The sequence below is a fragment of the Salmonella sp. SSDFZ69 genome, assembly GCF_004010755.1.
Taxonomy (GTDB): domain Bacteria; phylum Pseudomonadota; class Gammaproteobacteria; order Enterobacterales; family Enterobacteriaceae; genus Salmonella; species Salmonella enterica.
The window spans coordinates 417,571-441,880 of record NZ_CP034831.1; the positions used below are offsets into that span (position 1 = coordinate 417,571).

General features: G+C 53.8%; 27 protein-coding genes. 15 read left to right on the plus strand and 12 right to left on the minus strand.

Annotation, left to right across the window (positions count from 1 at the left end; all coding sequences use genetic code 11):
• Positions 1-2: 2 nt before the first annotated feature.
• From nirC to tsgA, 4 genes are all read right to left on the minus strand, one after another.
• On the minus strand, positions 3-812 hold the full coding sequence (gene nirC, locus EOS98_RS01895; RefSeq protein WP_000493576.1) for a nitrite transporter NirC: 810 nt from the start codon (positions 810-812) through the stop codon (positions 3-5).
• 182 nt (positions 813-994) lie between these two features.
• On the minus strand, positions 995-1,321 hold the full coding sequence (gene nirD / locus EOS98_RS01900; protein WP_000084814.1) for a nitrite reductase small subunit NirD: 327 nt from the start codon (positions 1,319-1,321) through the stop codon (positions 995-997).
• On the minus strand, positions 1,318-3,861 hold the full coding sequence (gene nirB, locus EOS98_RS01905) for an NADPH-nitrite reductase large subunit (RefSeq protein ID WP_126523794.1): 2,544 nt from the start codon (positions 3,859-3,861) through the stop codon (positions 1,318-1,320). The genes nirD and nirB overlap by 4 nt, the downstream gene beginning before the upstream one ends.
• A gap of 318 nt (positions 3,862-4,179) precedes the next feature.
• On the minus strand, positions 4,180-5,361 hold the full coding sequence (gene tsgA, locus EOS98_RS01910) for an MFS transporter TsgA (RefSeq protein ID WP_000185267.1): 1,182 nt from the start codon (positions 5,359-5,361) through the stop codon (positions 4,180-4,182).
• A 276-nt stretch (positions 5,362-5,637) separates the two neighbouring features.
• Between tsgA and ppiA the strand changes: the two genes are divergently transcribed.
• The 5 genes from ppiA (at position 5,638) to argD (ending at position 8,976) form a co-directional block, all read left to right on the plus strand.
• Positions 5,638-6,210: a peptidylprolyl isomerase A gene (gene ppiA, locus EOS98_RS01915; RefSeq protein ID WP_000920478.1), complete on the plus strand. Its 573-nt coding sequence runs from the start codon at positions 5,638-5,640 to the stop codon at positions 6,208-6,210.
• A 108-nt stretch (positions 6,211-6,318) separates the two neighbouring features.
• Positions 6,319-6,486: a YhfG family protein gene (locus EOS98_RS01920; protein ID WP_023239092.1), complete on the plus strand. Its 168-nt coding sequence runs from the start codon at positions 6,319-6,321 to the stop codon at positions 6,484-6,486.
• Positions 6,476-7,078, plus strand: coding sequence for a putative adenosine monophosphate-protein transferase Fic (locus EOS98_RS01925; RefSeq protein ID WP_001280675.1), 603 nt, complete (start codon positions 6,476-6,478; stop codon positions 7,076-7,078). Before EOS98_RS01920 ends, EOS98_RS01925 begins: the two co-directional genes overlap by 11 nt.
• Before the next feature lie 31 nt (positions 7,079-7,109).
• Positions 7,110-7,673 carry an aminodeoxychorismate synthase component 2 gene (pabA, locus tag EOS98_RS01930; protein WP_000601879.1) on the plus strand — a complete coding sequence of 188 codons (564 nt, stop codon included), beginning with the start codon at positions 7,110-7,112 and terminating at the stop codon, positions 7,671-7,673.
• Positions 7,674-7,758: 85 nt separating this feature from the next.
• On the plus strand, positions 7,759-8,976 hold the full coding sequence (gene argD / locus EOS98_RS01935) for a bifunctional acetylornithine/succinyldiaminopimelate transaminase (protein WP_000190024.1): 1,218 nt from the start codon (positions 7,759-7,761) through the stop codon (positions 8,974-8,976).
• Between the two features lie 42 nt (positions 8,977-9,018).
• Here the strand turns inward: argD and EOS98_RS01940 are convergent, their stop codons facing one another.
• Together EOS98_RS01940 and crp are read right to left on the minus strand one after the other, a co-directional pair.
• Positions 9,019-11,106, minus strand: coding sequence for a YccS/YhfK family putative transporter (locus EOS98_RS01940; RefSeq protein WP_000269312.1), 2,088 nt, complete (start codon positions 11,104-11,106; stop codon positions 9,019-9,021).
• A gap of 48 nt (positions 11,107-11,154) precedes the next feature.
• Complete coding sequence (gene crp / locus EOS98_RS01945) at positions 11,155-11,787, minus strand: cAMP-activated global transcriptional regulator CRP (protein WP_000242758.1); 633 nt, start codon at positions 11,785-11,787, stop codon at positions 11,155-11,157.
• Positions 11,788-12,094: 307 nt separating this feature from the next.
• Between crp and EOS98_RS01950 the strand changes: the two genes are divergently transcribed.
• Complete coding sequence (locus tag EOS98_RS01950) at positions 12,095-12,499, plus strand: OsmC family protein (RefSeq protein WP_001148919.1); 405 nt, start codon at positions 12,095-12,097, stop codon at positions 12,497-12,499.
• 95 nt (positions 12,500-12,594) lie between these two features.
• On the opposite strand, the gene EOS98_RS01955 is transcribed toward EOS98_RS01950, so the two are convergent.
• The 3 genes from EOS98_RS01955 to EOS98_RS01965 are packed head-to-tail and all read right to left on the minus strand — an operon-like array spanning position 12,595 to position 14,798.
• Complete coding sequence (locus EOS98_RS01955; RefSeq protein WP_001274690.1) at positions 12,595-13,464, minus strand: phosphoribulokinase; 870 nt, start codon at positions 13,462-13,464, stop codon at positions 12,595-12,597.
• Positions 13,465-13,515: 51 nt separating this feature from the next.
• Entirely contained in the window at positions 13,516-13,734 is a 219-nt protein-coding gene (locus tag EOS98_RS01960) for a YheU family protein (protein WP_000586568.1), read from the minus strand.
• Positions 13,731-14,798, minus strand: coding sequence for a hydrolase (locus tag EOS98_RS01965; RefSeq protein ID WP_001214115.1), 1,068 nt, complete (start codon positions 14,796-14,798; stop codon positions 13,731-13,733). Before EOS98_RS01965 ends, EOS98_RS01960 begins: the two co-directional genes overlap by 4 nt.
• Before the next feature lie 197 nt (positions 14,799-14,995).
• On the opposite strand from EOS98_RS01965, the gene EOS98_RS01970 reads away from it, so the two are divergent.
• Positions 14,996-15,307: a monooxygenase gene (locus EOS98_RS01970; RefSeq protein WP_000047689.1), complete on the plus strand. Its 312-nt coding sequence runs from the start codon at positions 14,996-14,998 to the stop codon at positions 15,305-15,307.
• Position 15,308: 1 nt separating this feature from the next.
• On the opposite strand, the gene EOS98_RS01975 is transcribed toward EOS98_RS01970, so the two are convergent.
• Positions 15,309-15,530 carry a LysR family transcriptional regulator gene (locus EOS98_RS01975; protein WP_001633525.1) on the minus strand — a complete coding sequence of 74 codons (222 nt, stop codon included), beginning with the start codon at positions 15,528-15,530 and terminating at the stop codon, positions 15,309-15,311.
• A gap of 162 nt (positions 15,531-15,692) precedes the next feature.
• Complete coding sequence (locus EOS98_RS01980) at positions 15,693-17,600, minus strand: ABC transporter ATP-binding protein (protein WP_126523795.1); 1,908 nt, start codon at positions 17,598-17,600, stop codon at positions 15,693-15,695.
• A 265-nt stretch (positions 17,601-17,865) separates the two neighbouring features.
• Between EOS98_RS01980 and kefG the strand changes: the two genes are divergently transcribed.
• The 4 genes from kefG to slyD all read left to right on the plus strand — a co-directional run bounded on the left by kefG (position 17,866) and on the right by slyD (position 21,117).
• Entirely contained in the window at positions 17,866-18,417 is a 552-nt protein-coding gene (gene kefG, locus EOS98_RS01985; RefSeq protein ID WP_000081820.1) for a glutathione-regulated potassium-efflux system ancillary protein KefG, read from the plus strand.
• On the plus strand, positions 18,417-20,222 hold the full coding sequence (gene kefB, locus EOS98_RS01990; protein ID WP_000398141.1) for a glutathione-regulated potassium-efflux system protein KefB: 1,806 nt from the start codon (positions 18,417-18,419) through the stop codon (positions 20,220-20,222). Before kefG ends, kefB begins: the two co-directional genes overlap by 1 nt.
• Positions 20,223-20,231: 9 nt before the next feature.
• Entirely contained in the window at positions 20,232-20,432 is a 201-nt protein-coding gene (locus EOS98_RS01995) for a YheV family putative zinc ribbon protein (RefSeq protein WP_001007735.1), read from the plus strand.
• 94 nt (positions 20,433-20,526) lie between these two features.
• The gene (gene slyD / locus EOS98_RS02000) at positions 20,527-21,117 is read left to right on the plus strand and encodes a peptidylprolyl isomerase (protein WP_000861341.1); all 591 of its coding nucleotides are present in this window, start codon (positions 20,527-20,529) and stop codon (positions 21,115-21,117) included.
• A 188-nt stretch (positions 21,118-21,305) separates the two neighbouring features.
• On the opposite strand, the gene EOS98_RS02005 is transcribed toward slyD, so the two are convergent.
• Positions 21,306-21,524 (minus strand): protein SlyX, encoded by a 219-nt coding sequence (locus tag EOS98_RS02005; protein ID WP_001152701.1) that lies wholly within the window; start codon positions 21,522-21,524, stop codon positions 21,306-21,308.
• 219 nt (positions 21,525-21,743) lie between these two features.
• On the opposite strand from EOS98_RS02005, the gene fkpA reads away from it, so the two are divergent.
• From fkpA to tusC, 4 genes are all read left to right on the plus strand, one after another.
• Positions 21,744-22,562, plus strand: a complete 819-nt coding sequence (gene fkpA / locus EOS98_RS02010) for an FKBP-type peptidyl-prolyl cis-trans isomerase (RefSeq protein ID WP_000838222.1) — start codon at positions 21,744-21,746, stop codon at positions 22,560-22,562.
• 276 nt (positions 22,563-22,838) lie between these two features.
• Positions 22,839-23,561, plus strand: a complete 723-nt coding sequence (locus tag EOS98_RS02015) for a transcriptional regulator (protein ID WP_000091471.1) — start codon at positions 22,839-22,841, stop codon at positions 23,559-23,561.
• Complete coding sequence (tusD, locus tag EOS98_RS02020; protein WP_126523796.1) at positions 23,561-23,947, plus strand: sulfurtransferase complex subunit TusD; 387 nt, start codon at positions 23,561-23,563, stop codon at positions 23,945-23,947. The genes EOS98_RS02015 and tusD overlap by 1 nt, the downstream gene beginning before the upstream one ends.
• Positions 23,947-24,303, plus strand: a complete 357-nt coding sequence (tusC, locus tag EOS98_RS02025) for a sulfurtransferase complex subunit TusC (RefSeq protein ID WP_000820705.1) — start codon at positions 23,947-23,949, stop codon at positions 24,301-24,303. Before tusD ends, tusC begins: the two co-directional genes overlap by 1 nt.
• The last annotated feature ends 7 nt before the right edge of the window (positions 24,304-24,310 follow it).

Below are 24,310 nucleotides of genomic sequence, written 5' to 3' on the forward strand. Positions count from 1 at the left end.
CCTTAATGGTTGGCTGTAACCTTAATTTGGTTGGTTTTTTGCGGAACAGGACGCTCCGATTTCGGCGTAGCATACCAATAACCCAATCCCATGAACACGACGCCGGACAAAGTATTACCCAGAGTGACCCATAACAGGTTGTGTCCGATTCCGGACAGGGTATAGGCGTCGCTGTGATGACCAAACCAGGAGAGGGCAAACAGCGTCATATTCGCGACGGAGTGCTCGTAGCCGGAAGCGATAAACGCCAGCAGACACCACCAGATAGCAAGAAATTTTGCCGTGCCTTCGGTGCGGATCGCCATCCAGATTGCCAGACAAACCAGCCAGTTACACAGCGCGCCTTTGAAGAACAGTACCGTGGCGGGCGCGGTGGTTTTTGCCAGCGCGACTGAGTGAACGATGCTGGTATCGACCGGCAACAAACTGCCGCCGCCCCAGCTGTAAAGCAGGGCGACAAAGACGGAACCGACCAGGTTGCCGAGCCAGGTTTGCGGCAGGATAGCCCACATTTGACCGTGGCTGATGGTGCCTGCTTTGACGCCTAGCGTCAGGAACATGGTGTGGCCGGTAAACAGTTCGGAACCGGCGATGATGACCAGCGTTAAGGCGATACCGAAGGTGGCTCCCATCACCAAAGGACGCACGGACGGGTCGAGCAGATTGCCGAGGGTGAAAATAAGAATGATGCCGAGACCGACATAAGCCCCGGCCATTGCCGAACTGACCCAGAAGCCGAGCGGATTATTCGCCGACAGGCGTGCGATGCGCGCAGCGTTAGCCGCACACTTATTGATAGTGTCTGTAAACATTTGATTATCCTTGAAGTACAAAAAATAAAAAAAATCGTAACCGTAGGCCGGATAAGGCATTTATGCCGCCATCCGGCAATGTGCTTTTGCAATTGCCTGATGGCGCTACGCTTATCAGGCCTACCAATAAAAGACCTACAAGTACGTCAAAAAAGGGGAGGCGTTGCGCCTCCCAAAAATAATTAACCGCGCAACTGCACCACGCCGTCTTTTACCCGCGCGTCGTAATGTTTCACAGAGAACTGCTCATCTTCCATGCACAAACCATCGCTCAGGCGGAAGCGCTGTTTCTTCAGCGGGCTGGCGACCCACAGTTCGCCCTGGTGTTCCGCAATCAGTCCACGAGACAGCACGCTGGCCTCAAAGAACGGGTCGATGTTGCTGATCGCGAACACCTGATCGCTATGGTAAGGACGGAAAATCGCCACCTGTTCGCCGCCTGACAGCGCGCAGACGCCGGTTCCCGGCAGGATGTCATCGATTTTGCAGATGTTTTGCCACTGACTCATGCGTTTTCCTCCACCAGAGTGACCGGGATACGTTCATACGGCGTGGCCGGACGATGCTGTTCACGTTCAGGCACAACCTGGACGTTCGGGTCGCGTTTGTCGCTGTTGATAAAGTGCTTAAAGCGAACCTGCGCCGCTGGCGTGTTAACGGTTTCTGTCCACTCGCAGACCACCGCTGCACGCAGGCGCGCCATCTCTTCTTCCAGATGTTCGTTCAGGCCCAGCTTGTCGTCGATGATGACCGATTTCAGATACTCGATGCCGCCTTCCAGGTTATCCAGCCACGGCGCGGTACGCGTCAGTTTGTCGGCAGTACGGATGTAGAACATCATAAAGCGGTCGAGATACTTGAGCAGCGTGTCGCGATCGAGATCGGCTGCCAGCAGATCCGCATGACGCGGTTTCATGCCGCCGTTACCGCAGACGTACAGGTTCCAGCCTTTCTCAGTGGCGATAATGCCGACATCTTTACCCTGAGCTTCCGCACATTCACGGGTACAGCCGGAGACGCCGAACTTCATTTTGTGCGGGGTGCGAATGCCTTTGTAGCGGTTTTCCAGCTCCACGCCGAAACCGACGCTGTCGCCCACGCCGTAGCGGCACCAGGTGCTGCCGACGCAGGTTTTCGCCATCCGCAGCGCTTTGGCATACGCGTGACCGGTTTCGAAGCCCGCTTCAATCAGCTGACGCCAGATTTCCGGCAGATCGTCTTTTTGCGCGCCAAACAGACCGATACGCTGAGAACCGGTGATTTTGGTATAGAGGTTAAACTCGCGGGCGATACGACCCACGGCCACCAGACCTTCCGGGGTGATTTCACCGCCCGCCGAGCGCGGGATCACCGAGTAGGTGCCGTCTTTCTGAATATTCGCCAGGAAGTTATCGTTAGTATCCTGTAGCGGCGTGTGCTGCGGTTTGAGGATGTATTCGTTCCAGCACGACGCCAGCAGCGAACCGACGGTCGGCTTACACACTTCGCAGCCGTAGCCTTTACCGTGTTTCGCCAGCAGTTCTTCAAAGGTTTTGATACCTTCCACGCGGATTAAGTGGAACAGTTCCTGACGAGAATAAGCAAAGTGCTCGCACAGGTTGTTGTTGACTTCAATACCCTGTTTCGCCAGTTCGGCGTTCAGTACCTGCGTCACCAGCGGGATGCAGCCGCCGCAGCCGGTGCCGGCTTTGGTTTCCGCTTTCAGCGCCGCCACGGTATGGCAGCCTTTATTGATAGCGGCGATCAGATCGCCTTTAGTCACATCGAAGCAGGAGCAGATCTGCGCGCTGTCCGGCAGTTTATCCACGCCGATAGCGGGTTTACCACTGCTCGCGTGCGACGGCAGGATCAGCGAATCCGGGTTTTCCGGCAGTTCGATGGCGTTCAGTACCAGTTGCAGCAAATTGCCGTAATCGCTGGTGTCGCCGACCAGTACTGCGCCGAGCAGCGTTTTGTTATCTTCGCTGACAATAAGACGTTTGTAGACTTCTTTGCTTTCATCGAGGTAAACGTAGCTACGCGCGCCCGGCGTGCGGCCATGCGCGTCGCCGATGCCACCGACGTCCACGCCCAGCAGCTTCAGTTTGGCGCTGAGATCCGCGCCTTCAAAGGCGTTTGCACTGCCGAGGATATGGTCAACGGCAACCTGGGCCATTTTATAGCCCGGTGCGACCAGACCGTAAACGCGGTTGTTCCAACTGGCGCACTCGCCGATAGCGTAGATATCCGGGTCAGACGTCTGGCAGGTGTCGTTAATCACGATACCGCCGCGCTGCGCGACGGCCAGACCGCACTGGGTAGCCAGCTTGTCGCGGGGGCGAATACCGGTAGAGAAGACGATAAAATCGACTTCCAGCTCGCTGCCGTCGGCAAAACGCATAGTCTTACGCGCTTCGTTACCCTGCTGAACAATCTCTTGCGTGTTTTTACTGGTGTGTACACGCACGCCCATGCTTTCGATCTTGCGACGTAGCTGCTCGCCGCCCATCTGATCGAGCTGTTCCGCCATCAGCATTGGCGCAAATTCAATGACGTGCGTTTCCACGCCGAGGTTTTTCAGCGCGCCAGCGGCTTCCAGCCCCAGCAGACCGCCGCCGACCACCGCCCCGCGCTTGCTGCGACGGGCGCAGGCTTCGATAGCGTTGAGGTCTTCAATGGTACGGTAAACGAAGCAATCCTGGGTTTCGGAGCCTTTAATCGGCGGAATCCACGGATATGAACCGGTCGCCATGATCAGCTTGTCATAATAAACGGTACGACCCGCGCTGGAGTGAATCACTTTCTCCTGACGGTTAATGGTAATTGCGCGTTCGCCAACCAGTACCTTCACGCCGTGCTTCTCGTAAAATCCTTCACGCACCAGAGAGAGCTCTTCCGCGGTGTGGTGAGAGAAGTAGGATGACAGGTGGACACGGTCATAGGCTTTACGGGGTTCTTCACAGAACACGGTAATGTCGAACAGGCTAGCGTCGGATTTATCAAGGAGATCCTCAATAAAGCGGTGGCCGACCATACCATTACCGATAATAGCGAGTCTGACTTTGCTCATTTTTGCCTCGATTTCTTTTCTATTACCGCCTACCTTAACGATTCAGCAACCCCGCTTATTGATGTAAATCAAATTCACCTTTATATACCTCTTAATGGGTATATGGCTGATTTGTCTGGATTTTTATAAGTGGCGGAATTGTCAGGCTTTTCAGGTTTGTACAAATAATATACAAAATGAGGGGGTTTTTAGACCAACAGGCCTACCTCGTCAGGAGGGGGATAGAGTGCCGGAGGGCGACGTCGCCTTATCCGGCCTACCAACAGCTTACGCTGTAGGCCGGATAAGACGCATCGCGGCGCCATCCGGCAATCATTATCAATGCGTAGCCGGCGCGCTATGCTGACGATGACGGGATACAAAGCCGAGCGCAAAGCACATCACAAAGACCACCGCATACAGACCATTCGCGGTGAGTAACGCCGCCTGTGGACCGCTGTGCGCCACAATCGGGCCGGTGACGACGAAGGTCAGCATCGTTCCTATGGTGCCGCAGGTCAGAATAAAGTTAACCAGCTTAGGCGAGGCCACTTTCGTTTGCTGCGATCCCAGCGTAATGATGGAGGTATAAATGGCGCTGGAGAAGAAGCCCAGCGTCAGAATAAACCACGGCATATGCGCCTGCGTGCCGGTAATAAACAAATACATCAGTACCGCTGCCATACCCGCCAGTACGGTCAGAATGCGTTGCAGATCGAAAAAGCGCAGGATAAAGCTGAACGCCCACATGCCGAACATATAGGACATCCAGAAATCACTCACCAGCGCCCCGGCGTCATTCAGGCTCATGCCGAGGCCTTTGGCGTATTCCGGCACCCAGGAGATAAAGCCCAATTGACCGAGGATATAGCACAGCGCGGCGACGGCGAGAAACAGTACGCCAATGCCCCATTTTTCTTTGACGACAGGCGCCTGAGAGTGCTGCGCATGTTTACCCAGCGCCGGAAATTCACAGCCGAAGGTCAGGATGAAAATCGCCAGGTAGACCAGGCCGATGCAGGCGTAGACCCAGTACCACTCAATACTACGCGCCAGCAGGAAGGCGGCGACCATAGGAAAAATCATCCCCGCCATGCTGAAGAAGGAGTCGGTAAACAGCAGTCGGGAACCGCGCTGACGCCCTTCATACAGTTGCGTAATCAGGAAGGTGCCAATCGACATGGTGATCCCGCTGACCAGCCCCAGCACAAACATCGCCGCTGAGAACAACGCCAGGCTGTGGCTGAACATCAGCCCGGCCACCGCCAGCACCATCAGGATAAAACCAAAGCGTAGCTGTGTTTTCAGCGGGATGATTTCCATCAACCACGCATTGAGGAAGATCGAGATCAAAATCCCGGCGTTCAGGAAAGTAAAGGTGTTACTCATGCTGGAAACGGGCAGCTGAAAATAGTCTGCGATATTTCCCATCACCATCCCAGTGACAATCACCAGCGCCCCGGTCAGGGCGTAGGAAAGAAAGCTGATCCATGTGAGCTTGATGCGGTTGCTGTTAGTCATGTCTGGCCTTGAAGAGAAGTGAAGCGCGTGGAGGGCGCGTTAAGCGGGCAGATTTTAGGCGCTTTTGTGATGCATTTAAATAATTATTAGTGATAGTAATGTTCATTGCATTTTTTAATGTGATGTTTGTCACATCATATTGCAAGAATACGGCGTTGCGTCGTAACGTTACATTTGTTTCATATACGTAAAATTAGGTAAAGGGCTGGCCTGGCCCAGGAAGGCTCTTTAAAATCATTCCACTTGCTTTATTTCTGCTCTCTTTAAGGAAATCTCATGCTCAAATCGACTCTGGCGGCTGTCGCAGCTGTTTTCGCTCTTTCTGCTCTTTCTCCCGCAGCGTTGGCAGCAAAAGGCGATCCTCATGTGCTGTTAACCACCTCCGCCGGGAATATTGAGCTGGAGCTGAACAGCCAGAAAGCGCCGGTTTCTGTGAAAAACTTTGTCGATTACGTCAACAGTGGTTTCTATAACAACACTACGTTTCACCGCGTTATTCCTGGCTTTATGATTCAGGGCGGTGGTTTTAACGAGCAGATGCAGCAGAAGAAACCGAATCCGCCGATTAAGAATGAAGCCGACAACGGTCTGCGTAATACTCGCGGCACGATCGCGATGGCGCGCACCGCAGATAAAGACAGCGCCACCAGCCAGTTCTTTATTAACGTCGCGGATAACGCTTTTCTCGACCACGGCCAGCGCGACTTTGGCTATGCGGTATTTGGTAAAGTGGTAAAAGGTATGGATGTCGCCGATAAAATCTCACAGGTACCGACGCACGATGTCGGGCCTTATCAGAATGTGCCGACAAAACCAGTCGTTATCCTTTCCGCGAAAGTCCTGCCATAAAACATGCCTGCGCGGGCGCGAGCCGCCCGCGTTTTCTCCCTGTCTCAGCGTAACCTGAAATTGCTGCTTATACTTGTGGTCAAGCACAGACATATTCAGGGAGGCCCGGTGAAGAAACTTACCGATAAACAAAAGTCACGCTTTTGGGAACAGCGGCGCAACGTTAACTTCCAGCAAAGCCGCCGTCTCGAAGGTATTGAGATCCCCTTAGTAACTCTGTCCGCCGATGAAGCGCTGGCACGTCTTGACGAGCTTCGGAGGCACTATGAGCGATAAATTTGGCGAAGGGCGCGATCCGTACCTCTATCCGGGGCTGAATGTGATGCGTAATCGGCTGGGGATTCATCAGGCCCAGCGACTGGCGCAAGCGGCATATGAAATGACCGCGCTCCGCGCCGCCACGATTGAACTGGGGCCGCTGGTACGCGGCTTGCCTCATCTGTGCGCGATTCATCGCCAGCTCTATCAGGATATTTTCGACTGGGCAGGGCAACTGCGGGAGGTCGATATTTACCAGGGCGATACCCGTTTTTGCCACTTTGCCTATATCGAAAAAGAGGGCAACGCTCTGATGCAGGATCTGGAAGAAGAGGGCTATCTGGTCGGTCTGGCGCACGAGAAGTTTGTCGAGCGGCTGGCGCATTACTACTGTGAAATTAACGTGCTTCATCCGTTTCGTTTGGGGAGCGGGCTGGCGCAGCGCATCTTCTTTGAACAGCTGGCGTTACATGCAGGCTACGCGCTGAGTTGGCAAGGTATTGCGGTTGAAACATGGAAGCAGGCGAACCAGAGCGGCGCGATGGGCGATCTCTCTGCTTTGCAGGCGATTTTTCAGAAAGCGATAAGCGAAGCTCGCGAAACTGAGTAAAATAGTGCGGTTCTACTCACCCGGAGCCGCCATGATCCTGCTTATCGATAACTATGATTCCTTTACCTGGAACCTCTACCAGTATTTTTGTGAACTGGGCGCGGAAGTGCAGGTCCGGCGCAATGATGCGCTGACGCTGGCGCACATTGACGCTTTGAACCCGCAAAAAATCGTTATCTCTCCTGGCCCCTGTACGCCGAATGACGCTGGCATTTCACTGGCGGTCATCCGCCATTATGCCGGACGTATTCCGATGCTGGGCGTTTGCCTGGGTCATCAGGCGATGGCGCAGGCCTTTGGCGCGTCGGTGGTGCGGGCAGCGAAAGTGATGCACGGTAAAACGTCACCTGTTACGCATAATGGACAGGGCGTGTTTCGGGGATTGCCCAGCCCGTTAACCGTGACACGTTACCACTCGCTGATTGTCGACCCTGCCACGTTGCCTGAGTGTTTTGAGATCACCGCCTGGAGCGAAACGCAGGAGATTATGGGCATTCGCCACCGCGAGTGGGATCTGGAAGGCGTGCAGTTCCACCCGGAAAGTATTCTCAGCGAACAAGGACACGCTCTGCTGGAAAATTTCCTCCGGCGTTGATTTGTGGTTGCTATTGAGTGATTTTTTATTCATATTTTGTGATTATAATTTCACTGGCATTTCTACTTAACCGGGTGGTAATGATATGGCAACTGAACAAACGGCTATTACGCGCGCAACTTTTGATGAGGTGATTCTGCCTGTTTATGCACCGGCGGACTTTATTCCGGTCAAAGGTAAAGGCAGCCGCGTATGGGATCAGCAGGGCAAAGAGTATATCGATTTCGCCGGCGGGATTGCAGTGACTGCGCTGGGCCATTGCCATCCGGCACTGGTCGAGGCGCTGAAATCCCAGGGGGAAACCTTGTGGCATACCAGTAACGTTTTTACCAATGAACCGGCGTTGCGTCTGGGACGTAAACTGATCGACGCCACGTTTGCCGAGCGCGTGCTGTTTATGAATTCCGGCACCGAAGCGAACGAAACCGCTTTTAAACTGGCGCGTCATTATGCCTGCGTGCGCCATAGCCCGTTCAAAACGAAAATCATTGCCTTCCATAACGCCTTTCATGGCCGTTCCTTGTTTACCGTCTCTGTCGGCGGGCAGCCAAAATATTCCGACGGCTTTGGGCCGAAACCCGCCGATATTATTCACGTTCCCTTCAACGATCTCCATGCGGTGAAAGCGGTAATGGATGACCACACCTGCGCGGTGGTGGTCGAGCCGATTCAGGGTGAAGGCGGCGTGCAGGCGGCTACACCGGAATTCCTCAAAGGGTTACGCGACCTGTGTGACGAGCATCAGGCGTTGCTGGTGTTTGATGAAGTGCAGTGCGGGATGGGGCGCACCGGAGACCTGTTTGCCTATATGCACTACGGCGTCACGCCGGATATCCTCACCAGCGCCAAAGCGTTAGGCGGCGGTTTTCCGGTGAGCGCCATGCTGACCACGCAGGAGATCGCCTCGGCCTTCCATGTTGGTTCGCACGGTTCAACTTATGGCGGCAATCCGCTGGCCTGTGCGGTGGCTGGCGCGGCATTCGATATTATTAATACGCCAGAGGTACTACAAGGCATTCACACTAAGCGGCAACAGTTTGTGCAACATTTGCAGGCGATTGACGAGCAATTTGACATTTTCAGCGATATTCGCGGCATGGGGCTGCTGATTGGCGCGGAGCTGAAGCCGAAGTATAAAGGTCGGGCGCGCGATTTTCTGTACGCAGGCGCGGAGGCCGGCGTGATGGTGCTCAATGCCGGAGCCGACGTGATGCGTTTTGCCCCGTCGCTGGTGGTGGAAGAGGCGGATATCAATGAAGGAATGCAGCGCTTTGCGCAGGCGGTAGGGAAGGTGGTGGCCTGATGGCGGATTGCCGGATAAGCGTAGCGCATCCGGCAGTCGGTCTTAACTTTTTGTATCCCGTAGCCGCTTACTCAGCCAGATACCGTGATGCGGACGCTGACGCCAGGCCATCGACGAAATGGTGTGCATGGTGTTCAGATGGCCAATGATGCGCTGTAAATGTTGTTCCAGAGTGCTCAATAAGCCATGTGACGGCATGTCCGGCGACTCCAGAATATTGACATCGCCGGAGCCGCCTGGCCTGTCGTACTCCAGGCGCTGCTGGCAGCGCTGAATCGCAATCTCGCAAGATTCCAGATAGCGCTGCGCCAGATCCGGCGTCAGCATGGTGTGTTCCCGCGCCAGCGTCGTCATAGCGTTGATATGCTCGACAATAAACTGGCTGTGCGTGACCCACAGTTTCATATCCGACAGATAGTGGGTATTGAATCCGGGTTCCTGCATTGCCTGATTTAACGAGTTGAATAACGTGTTATGCGCCTGGTTGACCCGCATTCTTTGATAAGCGAGCGGGGTGGCCTGCGGATCGTTACTGAGGATCAGTCGGATAGCTTCTTGATCGGCTTCCAGCGCATCATGGGCGTTTTTACGTAATAGCCCGCTTTGCCATTGCGGCCACAGCCAGACCATGCCGCCAAAGGCAATTAAACAGCCAATCAGCGTATCGATCAGCCTCGGCACAATAAACTGCTCTCCGTTTAACGTCAGTAACTGGATGGTGTATACCGCCGTCACCGTAAAGCCGACCGTCGCCCAGCCGTAGTTTTTACGAATAATCAGATAACTTGCCAGCGTTAGTACCAGCATGACCGCCAGCGTAATGCTTTCGGGAATATGTAAGTGCAGCGTGACGCCGGCAATCACCAGGCCGACCAGCGTTCCGACCGAACGGTGCAGAATACGTACGCGCGTCGCGCCATAGCCGTTTTGGGTGACAAACAGCACCGTCATGAGTATCCAGTACGGTTTAGGCAGGTGCAACGCACTGCCCATCAGACTGGCGATGCTCATCATCACGCTGATGCGTCCGGCGTTGCGTAGCGCCGGTGATTTAAGAGACATATAATTTTTCAGCGCCGGAAGTAGCGGCAGACGACGCTGTTTATCGGCCATCAGGTCGCGGGCATACAGCGGCCGCTGAGTACGCAGCACACGGGCGATTCGACTGAAGTGCCAATAGCAGAACTGGCCTACCGGATTTTCAGGATGCTGATTAGCGATCTTCTCCAGAGCGCCAATCTGTTTTTCCATGGAGAAGCGCGTCGGCAGACGATGATAAAGAATGTCATCCGCCAGCACGCGCAGACGGGCGGCGACCGTTTGCGCATTCCAGCGAATCACCTCTTCCGCATGGCTGCGTTCTACCAGTTTCTGTACCTCTTCCGGCTGATGCAAGCTGACGGAGATGTGCTCCTGCAAATCCATCGCTTCCTGAAAAGCCCGTAACAGGCGCTTGTAATCATTATTGTTGTGCGCCGAAAGCATATGCATCTGTTGGTAACACTGGGTAATGAGATCGACCGCTTTTTGCTGGCGTATCAGCAGGGGAGGCAGCGCTTTTTCCGGATCGATATGTTGGGTGAGCAGGCTGTATTTCGCTTCGCAATAATCGGCCAGTTCACGGTATAACAAACTCAATGACTCGCGCAGCGGCTGTTCGCGCCATAGCCAGAACCAAAACCAGTTAAACACGCCGTACCATAGCGTGCCCAGCGCATAAATGAGCAGCGGCTCCCAGACGGGCATGTATCCCGCAAGGCTCAGGGTAAAGATGGCGGCAATCAGCGACGCTGGCAGTAACCGCGCGTGAAGCGGGCTAATTTCCGCCGTCACGCCAAGCACCAGCGTGAGCCCGGTCAGGATCAACGGCAGGGGGATGGATTCCGCCAGCAGAAGTTGCGTTACCAGACTGCATCCGGCGAACAGCGACGCGCCGATGATCAGGCGTTTAAAAAAGCGTTTGTGCGGGGTATCCAGACCTGCAATGTTGCAGCAGGCGGGAACGAGAGAGAAAAGCAAGCCCAGGTGTAGCTGGCCTATCAATAAACCAACAGCCACAGGCAGGCACAGCACCAGCGTTTGCCGTAGTGCGTAATTAATCTCTGGGTGATAAATCAGTCTTCGCCACATCGATGCAAACAAAAATGGCGCATGATAAAACGCGCCATTCTGACGGAATTAACGGGTGCCGTAGACGACGATGGTCTTGCCATGCGCGGAGATCAGGTTTTGATCTTCCAGCATTTTCAAAATACGACCAACGGTTTCGCGGGAGCAGCCGACGATTTGGCCGATTTCCTGACGGGTGATTTTGATCTGCATCCCATCCGGGTGCGTCATGGCATCGGGCTGTTTCGCCAGATTCAGCAGCGTCTGAGCGATACGCCCGGTGACGTCAAGGAAGGCGAGGTTACCTACTTTTTCAGAGGTGACTTGTAAGCGACGAGCCATCTGGGAAGAGAGGCGCATCAGAATATCCGGGTTGACCTGGATTAATTGGCGAAATTTTTTGTAGGAAATTTCAGCGACCTCACATGCGGTTTTCGCACGTACCCAGGCGCTGCGTTCCTGGCCTTCTTCAAACAGGCCCAGTTCACCAATAAAATCACCCTGATTCAGATAAGAAAGGATCATTTCTTTCCCTTCTTCATCTTTGATCAGCACTGCCACGGAGCCTTTAACGATGTAGTACAGCGTTTCTGCTTTTTCACCCTGGTGAATCAGCGTGCTCTTTGACGGGTACTTATGAATGTGGCAATGAGACAAGAACCATTCAAGAGTCGGGTCTGTTTGCGGTTTGCCAAGCACCATGCGCGGTTATCCTCTGTTATAAGCTGTCTCCAGAGCCAGAAAACGGCACTGTCTCTGGGGTTGCAAAAATATACTTCCCGCTACCTGGGAAGGGGGCTACGAAAATAGATTGTAGCCTGTAATGTGATGTCCTCTGCATACATGCAGTACGTCAATGTATTACTGTAGCATCTTGTCTGTTTTAGCATAGCTTTCGCCGTGTGTCTCCTGGTGTCTCGCTTCAGCATGACCCAGGTCGCCTTCCATTGCGACTTTTGTTGTATGCGCGTAATCTTTCAGGAAAATTGAAACATTGGAGTTACGAAATATGCAAGCGCGTGTAAAGTGGGTTGAAGGGCTCACGTTCCTCGGAGAGTCCTCCTCCGGCCACCAGATTTTAATGGATGGTAACTCCGGTGACAAAGCGCCGAGTCCGATGGAGATGGTATTAATGGCGGCTGGCGGATGTAGCGCTATTGATGTGGTATCAATCCTGCAAAAGGGCCGTCAGAATGTCACCAATTGCGAAGTGAAGCTGACATCCGAGCGCCGGGAAGACGCGCCGCGCCTGTTTACGCACATTAATCTGCATTTTATCGTTACCGGCAGCGATCTGAAAGAGGCTGCCGTCGCGCGCGCTGTCGATCTCTCCGCGGAAAAATATTGCTCGGTGGCGCTAATGCTGGAAAAAGCGGTCAATATTACCCATTCGTATGAAGTGATTGCGGCGTAACACGTGATGCCGGATGGCGGCGTGGCTTTATCCGGCCTACCCGTTTTTATCTCGTAGGCCCGATAAGCGTAGCGCTATCGGGCATTTCACCGCGGTTATTCGATTTTTTTGCCTTCCATTAATCGCTGCACCAGCGGCAACATAATCAGCTCCATCGCCAGCCCCATTTTGCCGCCCGGCACCACTAATGTATTAATGTGAGAAATGAACGAGCCCTGGAGCATCGCCAGGAGCCAGGGAAAATCGATCCCTTCCAGGTTGCGGAAATGGATCACCACAAAACTCTCATCCAGCGAGGGAATACCCTTTGCGGCGAACGGATTGGACGTGTCGACGGTCGGTACGCGCTGGAAGTTGATATGGGTACGCGAGAACTGCGGCGTAATGTAATTGATGTAGTCGTCCATGGAACGCACCACGGAATCCATCACCGCTTCACGGGAGTGTCCGCGCTCGCTGGTGTCGCGAATCAGTTTCTGAATCCACTCGAGGTTGACGATAGGCACCACGCCAACCAACAGATCAACATGACGCGCGACATCATGTTGCGGGGTGACGACGCCGCCGTGCAGTCCTTCATAAAACAGCACATCGGTCGGTTCGGGAAGCGGCTGCCAGGGCGTAAACGTGCCGGGAACCTGATTCCACGGTACGGCTTCATCATAGGTATGCAGATATTTACGCGACTGGCCTTTACCCGTCTGCCCGTACTCAATAAAGGTATGTTCCAGTAGGCTGAAGTCATTGGCTTCAGGCCCGAAATAGCTGATATGCCGCCCGGCGTCACGCGCTTTGCGGATCGCCATGTCCATTTCCGGGCGGGTGTAACGATGAAAACTGTCGCCTTCCACCTCGGCGGCGTGCAGATTTAACTGCGCGAAAATTTTACGAAACGCGAGGCTGGTGGTGGTGGTCCCCGCGCCGCTTGACCCTGTTACTGCTATCACCGGATGTTTGGCTGACATGGCAACTCCATGATTGAGCTTTAGTAATAATGTATTGTCGGCAAAGGCGTTTTATTCGCGAAACTGCTTTTTCGGCATAATATTGACCGTTTCATGTAATTCAGACCATACCAGCACGGCCTCGCCGGATTGCAGTTGGCGTTTTACGTCAGCGACTTTTTGTTCAAGCGAACGTTCATGTTCACCATAATCGGTGCCTTCGCGCAACACAAAGCTTTCGATCAGGTTGTCCAGCGTGTCGGGGGCGAGCCCCTGCCAGGGAATGATCATGATGACGCCTCCAGGTACGTTGTCAGCCAGTCAGGAATTCGGCGTTCCAGCCACATTTCAGGGCGCAGCGGCGTACCGCCGATAAATCCTACGTGTCCGCCATGCTCAGTCAGCTGATACTCCACCTGCGGGGGCAGATCTTCCGCTTTAGGGATTACATGATGATCCATAAACGGATCGTCTTTAGCGTGAATAATCAGCGTCGGTTTAGCAATCTGGTTAAGCAACGGCATGGCGCTACACTGACGATAGTAGTCGATGGCGTCGGCAAAGCCGTGAATTTTCGCGGTGATCAGGTCGTCAAACTCGCGAATACGGCGCATTGATTTCAGTTGCGCCAGATTCACCGGCAGCGACCCGGGGTACGCCGCCAGCTTGCGTGACGCATTCGCTTTTAACAGATTAAGCAAATAACGCTGATAGACGCGGGAAAACCCTTTGTCCATATGGTAGCTACAGGCTTCGAGAACAAAGGGCGCAGAAACAATCACCGCCGCCTCGATGGGAATATCGCGGCCTTCTTTCGCCAGCAGGCACGCCAGCATATTACCGCCGAGCGAATAGCCCACGGCGGCTGTCGGAACGGCGCCGAACTCCCGCTGTAGCCAGCGTAAAAACCAGGCTCCGTCCTCCGTTTCACCGGAGTGGTAAATACGATTCAGACGGTTGGGTTCGCCGCTACAGCCGCGAAAGTGCATCACCACGCCCAGCCAGCCGCGCTTTTGCGCCGCCTCAATCAGCCCGTGGGCATAGGGGCTGTTCAGGCTGCCTTCCAGACCGTGAAAGACCACCAGCCGCGGTTTATGCTTTGCCTGTTGCGGTTCTTCGCTCCATGCCAGATCGACAAAATCGCCGTCCGGTAGCTCCAGCCGCTGCCAGTGGGCGTTGAACTTCACTTTGCGGCGGATTAAGCGCGGCAGCATAGTTTGTAAATGGCGATTACGAATGCCACGCATGGGAATAAATTCATGCGAGTCATTGACAGGCGGGGTCATTTCTGTGGACGTGATCTCAACCATAGCACCAGAACAATTGATAATTGGAAACAATACTATACCGCGCATAAGGTTCACAGATTAGTCAATATGTGATTTTACGTTCAATTGGTCGTCTGGCGAAATAAAATTGCGCCTCATTTCACCAGAGGGGGCGGTATGCAAGGCGCGCGCAATACCCCACAGAAATCGCGTGAACCTCTGCATCAGCCGAATTAATCGTGGTAGTGTGGCAACACGATAGTTATGTGACTCAAGGAGAAGGCATGTCGAAGACACTTTTACAGATCCATTTTAACTTTAGCGGCCCTTTTGGCGAGGAGATGACTCAGCAACTGGTCGGGCTGGCGGAGTCTATCAATGAGGAGCCGGGCTTCATCTGGAAAATCTGGACAGAAAGCGAGAAAAACCAGCAAGCTGGCGGCATTTACTTGTTTGAATCCGAAGAAACGGCGCAGGCTTATATTAAAAAACACACTGCGCGTCTGAAAAATCTTGGCGTTGATGAGGTGACGTTTAAATTATTTGGCGTGAACGACGCGCTGACGAAAATAAATCACGGCAACCTTTGCCGCTAAATCACATAACGCAGGCTTCTGTTCCGGTGCTGCCGACCGCAACGGTAATCTTTATACCGGGACGAGTACCGAAGAGGCCTTTATGGACGAACAGCGGACCACGAACGTTCTCTTCCAGCGTGTGCAGCGCCTCGGCGGTGCGGGCGATGTTACCCTTCTCCACAAACATCATGAAGATGGTGAGCTTGCGGAAGGTAATGTCATCGGTGATTGACAGGTTCATCGCCCACCCCGCGCGTTAGAGCCTATCGCAGTAGGCGTAATTGTTGAAGCCAGTTTGGGGCCGGACAGCGCGCAGAAACCGGAGCGTACACATAGTACGTGAGGATTTCGAGCACTGCCCGGCCCTAAAATGGCGAATAAAATAGCCTAATGGGATAGGCTCTTAGTCGTTCTGCATCATCTGCTCAAGCTGCTCCTGCGCCTCAAGCCATGCCATTTCACACGCTTCCAGCCCGGATTTGGCGCTGGCCTGCAGTTGCAGACACTCGGTCATCTCCGCTTTACGGCTGGGGTCATACAGGCTGCTGTCGCCGAGCTTCTCTTCCGCCTGCGCTAACTGGGCGTTGAGCTTTTCCATCTCTTTTTCCAGACGGGTAATCTCTTTACGCAGCGGCTGCGTCAGAGTGCGTAGCTCGGCTTCGCGACGCTTCTGATCTTTGCGTGACTGGGCGCTGTTGGCGTTGTTTTCCTTCGGCGCGTCGTCGGCCTGGTTTTCCTGCTTCTGCACGTCACTCAGCCACTGCTGATAATCCTCCAGGTCGCCGTCGAACGGTTCGACCTTTTTGTCGTGAACCAGATAGAGGTCGTCAGTGGTGGAGCGAATCAGGTGGCGGTCGTGCGACACGACGACCAATGCGCCTTCAAAATCAATCAGCGCTTCGGTGAGCGCCTGACGCATGTCGAGATCCAGGTGGTTGGTCGGTTCATCGAGCAGTAGCAGATTTGGACGCTGCCAGACGATCAGCGCCAGCACCAGACGCGCTTTCTCGCCGCCAGAGAAGCGTTGCGTCTCTTCCGTTACTTTGTCGCCCTGGAAACCGAAGCCGCCGAGATAGTCGCGCAGCTTCTGCTCCAGTTCCTGCGGCGCCAGACGCGCCATATGCTGCAACGGGGATTCATCGGCGCGCAGGAACTCCAGTTGGTGCTGGGCGAAGTAGCCGAGCTTAATGCCTTTGGCGAGGCCGATTTCACCGTGCAACGGTTCCAGTTCGCCCGCCAGCAGCTTGATCAGCGTCGATTTCCCCGCGCCGTTGCGGCCCAGCAGGCCGATACGCGAGCCGGGCACCAGGTTCAGCTTGATGGATTCCAGAATGATGCGATCGCCATAACCTGCGCTGACTTTTTCCATCTTCAGCAGCGGGTTCGGCAGGCTTTCCGGCGCGCGGAAGCTGAAATGGAACGGGTTGTCGACATGAGCTGGCGCAATCAGCTCCATACGCTCCAGCATCTTGATACGGCTTTGCGCCTGCTTGGCCTTGGTGGCCTTGGCGCGGAAACGGTCGATGTAGCTTTGCAGATGCGCCACACGCTCCTGCTGGCTCTCATACATCGCCTGCTGTTGCGCCAGGCGCGTGGCGCGCTGAACTTCAAACGCGCTGTAGTTGCCGGTGTACTCAAACAGAGTCTGCTGTTCGATATGGATAATTTTATCCACTATCGGGTCAAGAAAATCGCGATCGTGGGAGATCAAAATCAGGGTGCCCGGATAGCTCTTCAGCCATTTTTCCAGCCAGATAACGGCATCCAGATCGAGGTGGTTGGTCGGTTCGTCGAGCAGCAGTAAATCGGAACGGCAAATCAGCGCCTGGGCCAGGTTAAGGCGCATCCGCCAGCCGCCGGAAAAGTCGCTGACCGGATGTTCCAGCTGATCGTTAGAGAAGCCGAGACCGTGTAGCAGGCTGGCGGCGCGCGAACGAACGGTCCATGCGTCGATGGCGTCCAGCTTGCCATGTATGGAGGCGATAGCATGTCCGTCGTTACGTTCGTTGGCGTCGTTAAGCTGCGCCTCCAGCTGCCGGTATTCACGGTCGCCGTCAATGACATACTCAATCGCTGGCTGAGGCAACGCAGGTGTTTCCTGATTCACCCACGCTAATTGCCAGGTTCCGGGCAGGGTAAAACTCCCGGCATCGGCGCTGATTTCATTTTTTAGCAATGCCAGCAGGGTAGATTTACCGCAGCCGTTTTTACCCACCAGGCCGACTTTCTGGCCTGGATTAATGGTAGCCGAGGCATTGTCCAGTAGGACGCGCACGCCGCGACGAATTTGTAATGAGGAGAAAACAATCATAAGGCGCCGTATGTTCAGACTATGTTAATTTATCATTATGATAATGTAATATTCGGGCGTACCGCCGCGCTGGAGCGCAATGGTAGCTCAAAACAACAACGATACACAAAATCATTCAGGCCGCCTTTGGTGAGGGACAAGAATATCTCTCATTAATCCCCAGCGGCGGACATGGAGTACGTTTCTGAGTTGAACAAACGCTGTCAACGTAGAAGCGGCCTGAAGAATGGCATGTATCGACCCAAAACAACCGGGAGGGGGATTGATGTCTCAGCCAGCGAAAGTCTTGCTGTTGTATGCCCATCCGGAATCTCAGGACTCGGTTGCTAACCGGGTACTGCTTAAACCGGCCATACAGCACAATAACGTAACCGTGCACGATCTTTATGCGCGCTATCCTGATTTTTTTATCGACACGCCCTATGAACAAGCCCTGTTACGTGAGCACGACGTCATTGTTTTTCAGCATCCCCTTTACACCTATAGCTGTCCGGCTTTACTGAAAGAATGGCTTGATCGCGTTTTGAGTCGGGGGTTCGCCAGCGGACCAGGGGGAAACCAACTGGTGGGAAAGTACTGGCGTAGCGTGATTACGACCGGCGAGCCGGAGAGCGCTTACCGGTATGACGCGCTAAACCGCTATCCAATGAGCGATGTACTCCGCCCTTTTGAACTGACCGCGGCCATGTGCCGGATGCACTGGATGCCGCCCATTATTGTGTACTGGGCGCGCCGCCAGTCGCCGCAGACGCTGGCCAGTCATGCGAAAGCCTATGGCGAGTGGCTGGCGAATCCTGTGAGCGCGGGAGGCTATTGATGGAAGGTGCTGATTTATTGACCGCGGGAGTGTTGTTCCTCTTCGCGGCGGTGGCGGCGGTGCCGTTAGCCGCCAGGCTGGGCATCGGCGCGGTGCTAGGGTATTTGCTGGCGGGAATCGCCATCGGTCCGTGGGGGCTGGGATTTATCAGCGACGTTGACGAGATCCTGCACTTTTCCGAACTGGGCGTCGTGTTTCTGATGTTTATCATTGGTCTCGAACTCAATCCGTCCCGGCTTTGGCAACTGCGGCGCTCTATCTTCGGCGTGGGCGCTGCTCAGGTGCTGTTAAGCGCGGCGGTGCTGGCGGGATTATTGATGCTTGCAGATTTCTTATGGCAGGCGGCGGTCGTCGGCGGGATTGGCCTGGCGATGTCTTCGACAGCGATGGCGCTACAACTGATGCGCGAGAAAGGCATGAACCGTAGCGAGTCCGGGCAGTTAGGGTTTTCCGTCTTACTGTTTCAGGATTTAGCGGTGATCCCCGCGCTGGCGTTGGTGCCTTTACTGGCGGGATCGGTCGACGAGCATTTCGACTGGTTTAAAGTGGCAATGAAGGTACTGGCTTTCGCGGTAATGCTGATTGGCGGTCGTTACCTGCTGCGCCCGGTATTTCGTTTTATTGCTGCGTCCGGCGTGCGGGAAGTCTTCACTGCCGCGACGCTGTTGCTGGTGTTGAGCGCCGCCTTATTTATGGACGCGCTGGGACTGTCGATGGCCCTGGGAACCTTCATTGCCGGCGTTTTACTGGCAGAGAGTGAATACCGGCATGAGCTGGAAAACGCTATCGATCCCTTTAAAGGTTTACTGCTTGGGCTGTTCTTTATCTCCGTCGGTATGTCGCTAAATCTCGGCGTACTTTATACCCATTTACTGTGGGTGGCGGCGAGCGTTGTTATTCTGGTCGTCATAAAAATGCTGACGCTGTATCTGCTGGCGCGGTTATATGGAATAAGAAGTTCTGAACGGATGCAGTTTGCCAGCGTGCTGAGTCAGGGGGGCGAGTTCGCTTTTGTGCTCTTTTCTACCGCCTCTTCTCAGCGCCTGTTTCAGGGCGATCAGATGGCGTTATTATTGGTGACTGTCACGTTATCAATGATGACCACGCCGCTACTGATGAAAGGGATTGATAAGTGGTTATCGCGCCGCCTTAATGGCCCGGAAGAGAATGATGAAAAGCCGTGGGTTGAGGATGATAAGCCCCAGGTAATTGTCGTCGGCTTTGGCCGTTTTGGTCAGGTGATCGCTCGCTTATTGATGGCGAATAAGATGCGTATCACCGTGCTGGAACGCGATATCGGCGCCGTTAATCTGATGCGCAAATATGGTTATAAAGTGTATTACGGCGACGCTACACAAGTCGAGCTGCTGCGTTCTGCGGGCGCGGAGGCGGCGGAGTCGATAGTCATCACGTGTAATGAACCGGAAGACACGATGAAGCTGGTGGCGCTGTGTCAGCAGCATTTTCCTCATCTGCATATTCTTGCGCGAGCGCGTGGACGTGTGGAGGCCCATGAGTTATTACAGGCTGGCGTCACGCAGTTTTCCCGTGAAACGTTTTCCAGCGCGCTGGAACTGGGACGTAAAACTCTGGTGTCGTTAGGTATGCATCCGCATCAGGCGCAACGCGCGCAGTTGCATTTTCGTCGGCTGGATATGCGAATGCTGCGGGAGCTGATCCCGGAGCATAGCGACATGGTACAGATTTCGCGCGCCAGAGAGGCCCGACGCGAGCTGGAGGAGATTTTTCAGCGCGAAATGCAACAGGAACGGCGCCAGTTGGATGGCTGGGATGAATTTGAGTAGGGGTAAACAATGGCAATCCGTAAACGTTTTATTGCAGGCGCGAAATGTCCGGCCTGTCAGGCGCAGGATACAATGGCGATGTGGCGTGAAAATAATGTCGATATTGTTGAATGCGTTAAGTGCGGGCATCAAATGCGGGAGGCGGATAAAGACGTTCGCGAGCATGTTCGCAAAGAAGAGCAAGTGATCGGGATTTTTCATCCGGACTAGCGATATGCCGCAGGTTTTTTTAAGCTAAGGGGTACACGGCTGCAGAATTCCGCTACAATCTGCGCCACTATTCTTCCCATGCTCAGGAGATATCATGAAAGTAGCAAAAGACCTGGTGGTCAGCCTGGCCTATCAGGTACGTACAGAAGACGGTGTGTTGGTTGATGAGTCTCCGGTGAGTGCGCCGCTGGATTACCTGCACGGTCACGGCTCCCTGATCTCTGGTCTGGAAACCGCGCTGGAAGGCCATGAAGTTGGCGACAAATTTGATGTCGCTGTTGGCGCGAACGACGCTTACGGTCAGTATGACGAAAATCTGGTGCAGCGTGTGCCTAAAGACGTCTTTATGGGCGTTGATGAACTGCAGGTAGGGATGCGTTTCCTGGCGGAAACCGACCAGGGCCCGGTACCGGTAGAGATCACCGAAGTGGAAGACGATCACGTTGTGGTTGATGGTAACCACATGCTGGCTGGCCAGAATCTGAAATTTAACGTAGAAGTTGTTGCGATTCGTGAAGCGACTGAAGAAGAACTGGCTCACGGTCATGTTCACGGCGCGCACGATCACCACCACGATCACGGTGAAGATGGCTGCTGTGGCGGTCATGGTCATGACCATGGTCACGAGCACGGCGGCGAAGGCTGCTGCGGCGGTGGTGGTAAAGGCGGCTGCGGTTGCCATTAATCCCCGTCGTCTTTCAAGCCACCGCGGTGTTGGCTACGCTTTCAAACCCCGGTCACATAGTTATCTATGCTCCCGGGGAATTTTCAAGCTTGCCGCCTTGCTGTGACTCGAAATCCTTAGGGTATTATCATTGGTTCGATAAATCATCGGGCACAAAAAAAGCGGGTTAACCCCGCTTTTTTTTCGTCTCAATAATGCGGCGGCGGCGTTTCTTCCGCCTGAGAGGCGATATTTGACGGCTGACTGGCTTTTAACTTTTCCGTGAGCAAACGCAGATGATCGCGCAGCTTCGCCATCTCCATTTCATGTGCGGTTACCGTCAGGTTTAGTTCTTCTATGGTAATCTCCTGGAACGCCAGACGGCTTTCCAGTTCAGCCAGACGAGCTTCCATCGTGATATCCTGCATGATGTACCTCTTTATGTTGTCTCCGTCGGCGGATTCTACTTAACTTTACCGGCTTTCACAGCAACCATTACGCGCCCTACGAAACTAATTTAAACAAAAAGAGTCTGAAAAGAAGTGATAATAGGGCGTGTTCGTATGTTGATTTGTTCTGCAACGATTTATAGTACGCTTCTTACGTAAGTTAACATGGGGCGAGATGCCCCGGCCCTGGAGATATGGATGAAATCACTGTTTAAAGCCACGCTGCTGGCAACTACGATGGCCGTTGCTATGCACGCACCGATCACTTTTGCTGCTGATGCGGCGAAACCGGCAGCTACCGCTGATAGCAAAGCAGCATTTAAAAACGACGATCAAAAAGCGGCTTATGCGCTGGGCGCCTCGCTGGGTCGTTACATGGAAAATTCGCTTAAAGAGCAGGAAAAGTTGGGCATCAAACTGGATAAAGATCAGTTGATTGCCGGCGTTCAGGATGCCTTTGCCGATAAGAGCAAACTGTCCGATCAGGAAATTGAGCAAACGCTGCAGACGTTTGAAGCACGCGTGAAGAGCGCTGCTCAGGCGAAGATGGAAAAAGACGCTGCCGATAACGAAGCAAAAGGTAAAGCGTTCCGCGACGCTTTTGCTAAAGAGAAAGGCGTGAAAACCTCCTCTACCGGTCTGCTTTACAAAGTAGAGAAAGAAGGCACAGGCGAGGCGCCGAAAGATAGCGATACCGTTGTGGTGAACTACAAAGGTACGCTGATCGACGGTAAAGAGTTTGATAACTCTTACACGCGCGGCGAACCGCTCTCCTTCCGTCTGGACGGCGTTATCCCTGGCTGGACTGAAGGCCTGAAAAATATTAAGAAAGGCGGCAAGATCAAACTGGTTATCCCACCGGCGCTGGCCTACGGTAAAACGGGCGTCCCGGGTATCCCGGCGAACTCCACCCTGGTATTCGACGTAGAGCTGCTGGATATCAAACCAGCGCCGAAAGCGGATGCTAAACCTGCCGATGCGGCTGACGCTAAAGCCGCAGATGCTGCTAAAAAATAAAAACTGAGAGCCGCCGCTTGTAATAGCGGCGGTTTTTTTTATTCAGGCCGGATATATTACTCACCATAATTTGATTTGCGGATAACGGCGCTTGCGCTGGTCGTTAAGGGCGAGACCGTAGGCTGAATGACCGCCAACGCACACGTAGTCTGAAATAGACGAGCAAATTAGTACTGGAAAGATGAACCCTCACTGTATTAATTTAATCATCCGCGTAAATAATGAGCCTGCCCTGAAAACATAACGACAGGCTCCTGAAAAGGAGTGTTTTTTTTCATGTCCAGGTCGCTTTTAACCAACGAAACCAGTGAACTTGATTTGCTGGATCAGCGTCCCTTCGAGCAAACCGACTTCGATATTCTGAAATCCTACGAAGCGGTAGTGGACGGGTTAGCGATGCTTATAGGTTCCCATTGTGAAATCGTATTGCACTCTTTGCAGGATCTAAAATGTTCAGCCATTCGTATTGCCAATGGCGAACATACGGGCCGTAAAATTGGCTCGCCGATTACCGACCTGGCGTTGCGCATGTTGCACGACATGACAGGGGCGGACAGTAGCGTGTCGAAATGCTATTTTACGCGCGCGAAAAGCGGTGTCTTGATGAAGTCGTTGACGATTGCCATTCGCAACCGCGAGCAGCGCGTCATTGGTCTACTGTGCATCAACATGAATCTTGATGTGCCATTTTCACAGATTATGAATACCTTTATTCCGCCGGAAACGCCGGAAGTCGGCTCAGCGGTTAATTTTGCCTCCTCAGTCGAAGATTTAGTCACCCAGACGCTGGAGTTCACGATCGAAGAAGTGAATGCCGATCGTAATGTCTCTAACAATGCGAAAAATCGCCAGATCGTCCTTAACCTGTACGAAAAAGGCATTTTCGATATTAAAGACGCCATTAACCAGGTAGCCGATCGTCTGAATATCTCAAAACACACGGTTTACCTCTATATTCGCCAGTTCAAAAGCGGCGATTTTCAGGGGCAGGATAAATAATGCGTTATGCCATTATGGTCACCGGGGCGGCATATGGCACCCAGCAGGCCAGCAGCGCATTGCAGTTCGCCCACGCGCTGCTCAATGAGGGCCATGAGTTAGCCAGCGTCTTTTTCTATCGGGAAGGGGTCTATAACGCCAATCTCCTGACCTCGCCGGCGAGCGATGAATATGATCTGGTACGCGCCTGGCAGAAATTGAATACGCAGCATGGCGTAGCGCTGAACATCTGTGTCGCGGCGGCGCTTCGTCGCGGTATTATTGATGAAACTGAAGCCGGCAGACTGGAGTTGCCGTCCGCCAATCTTCAGCCGGGCTTTACGCTAAGCGGACTGGGCGCGCTGGCGGAGGCATCTCTCACCTGCGATCGGGTGGTGCAGTTTTAATGAAACGTATTGCATTTGTCTTTTCCACCGCGCCACATGGTAGCGCCTCAGGTCGTGAAGGGCTGGATGCGCTGCTGGCGACGTCAGCGCTAACGGAAGCGCTGGGCGTCTTTTTTATCAGCGACGGCGTCTTTCAGTTATTACCGGGACAAAAACCAGACGCTGTGCTGGCGCGTGACTATATTGCTACTTTCAAGCTCTTTGATTTGTACGATATTGATCAATGCTGGATCTGCGCGGCATCGCTGCGCGAGCGTGGTCTGGAGAACGTTAATTTTGTGGTAGACGCCACGCCGCTTGAACCCGTGGCGCTACGCCGCGAGCTTGGCAACTATGATGTCATCCTGAGATTCTGAGGCGTTT

Bases quoted from the DNA above. Each gene is read 5' to 3' on its own strand.
- kefB (WP_000398141.1), top strand. From the start codon at position 18,417: ATGGAAGGTGCTGATTTATTGACCGCGGGAGTGTTGTTCCTCTTCGCG.
- EOS98_RS02005 (WP_001152701.1), bottom strand. From the start codon at position 21,524: ATGCAGGATATCACGATGGAAGCTCGTCTGGCTGAACTGGAAAGCCGT.
- kefG (WP_000081820.1), top strand. From the start codon at position 17,866: ATGTCTCAGCCAGCGAAAGTCTTGCTGTTGTATGCCCATCCGGAATCT.
- EOS98_RS01955 (WP_001274690.1), bottom strand. From the start codon at position 13,464: ATGTCAGCCAAACATCCGGTGATAGCAGTAACAGGGTCAAGCGGCGCG.
- tusD (WP_126523796.1), top strand. From the start codon at position 23,561: ATGCGTTATGCCATTATGGTCACCGGGGCGGCATATGGCACCCAGCAG.
- nirB (WP_126523794.1), bottom strand. From the start codon at position 3,861: ATGAGCAAAGTCAGACTCGCTATTATCGGTAATGGTATGGTCGGCCAC.
- slyD (WP_000861341.1), top strand. From the start codon at position 20,527: ATGAAAGTAGCAAAAGACCTGGTGGTCAGCCTGGCCTATCAGGTACGT.
- EOS98_RS01950 (WP_001148919.1), top strand. From the start codon at position 12,095: ATGCAAGCGCGTGTAAAGTGGGTTGAAGGGCTCACGTTCCTCGGAGAG.
- tusC (WP_000820705.1), top strand. From the start codon at position 23,947: ATGAAACGTATTGCATTTGTCTTTTCCACCGCGCCACATGGTAGCGCC.
- argD (WP_000190024.1), top strand. From the start codon at position 7,759: ATGGCAACTGAACAAACGGCTATTACGCGCGCAACTTTTGATGAGGTG.
- EOS98_RS02015 (WP_000091471.1), top strand. From the start codon at position 22,839: ATGTCCAGGTCGCTTTTAACCAACGAAACCAGTGAACTTGATTTGCTG.
- EOS98_RS01965 (WP_001214115.1), bottom strand. From the start codon at position 14,798: ATGCGCGGTATAGTATTGTTTCCAATTATCAATTGTTCTGGTGCTATG.
- EOS98_RS01980 (WP_126523795.1), bottom strand. From the start codon at position 17,600: ATGATTGTTTTCTCCTCATTACAAATTCGTCGCGGCGTGCGCGTCCTA.
- ppiA (WP_000920478.1), top strand. From the start codon at position 5,638: ATGCTCAAATCGACTCTGGCGGCTGTCGCAGCTGTTTTCGCTCTTTCT.
- fkpA (WP_000838222.1), top strand. From the start codon at position 21,744: ATGAAATCACTGTTTAAAGCCACGCTGCTGGCAACTACGATGGCCGTT.
- nirC (WP_000493576.1), bottom strand. From the start codon at position 812: ATGTTTACAGACACTATCAATAAGTGTGCGGCTAACGCTGCGCGCATC.
- pabA (WP_000601879.1), top strand. From the start codon at position 7,110: ATGATCCTGCTTATCGATAACTATGATTCCTTTACCTGGAACCTCTAC.
- EOS98_RS01960 (WP_000586568.1), bottom strand. From the start codon at position 13,734: ATGATCATTCCCTGGCAGGGGCTCGCCCCCGACACGCTGGACAACCTG.
- tsgA (WP_000185267.1), bottom strand. From the start codon at position 5,361: ATGACTAACAGCAACCGCATCAAGCTCACATGGATCAGCTTTCTTTCC.
- EOS98_RS01925 (WP_001280675.1), top strand. From the start codon at position 6,476: ATGAGCGATAAATTTGGCGAAGGGCGCGATCCGTACCTCTATCCGGGG.
- crp (WP_000242758.1), bottom strand. From the start codon at position 11,787: ATGGTGCTTGGCAAACCGCAAACAGACCCGACTCTTGAATGGTTCTTG.
- EOS98_RS01940 (WP_000269312.1), bottom strand. From the start codon at position 11,106: ATGTGGCGAAGACTGATTTATCACCCAGAGATTAATTACGCACTACGG.
- EOS98_RS01975 (WP_001633525.1), bottom strand. From the start codon at position 15,530: ATGAACCTGTCAATCACCGATGACATTACCTTCCGCAAGCTCACCATC.
- EOS98_RS01970 (WP_000047689.1), top strand. From the start codon at position 14,996: ATGTCGAAGACACTTTTACAGATCCATTTTAACTTTAGCGGCCCTTTT.
- EOS98_RS01995 (WP_001007735.1), top strand. From the start codon at position 20,232: ATGGCAATCCGTAAACGTTTTATTGCAGGCGCGAAATGTCCGGCCTGT.
- nirD (WP_000084814.1), bottom strand. From the start codon at position 1,321: ATGAGTCAGTGGCAAAACATCTGCAAAATCGATGACATCCTGCCGGGA.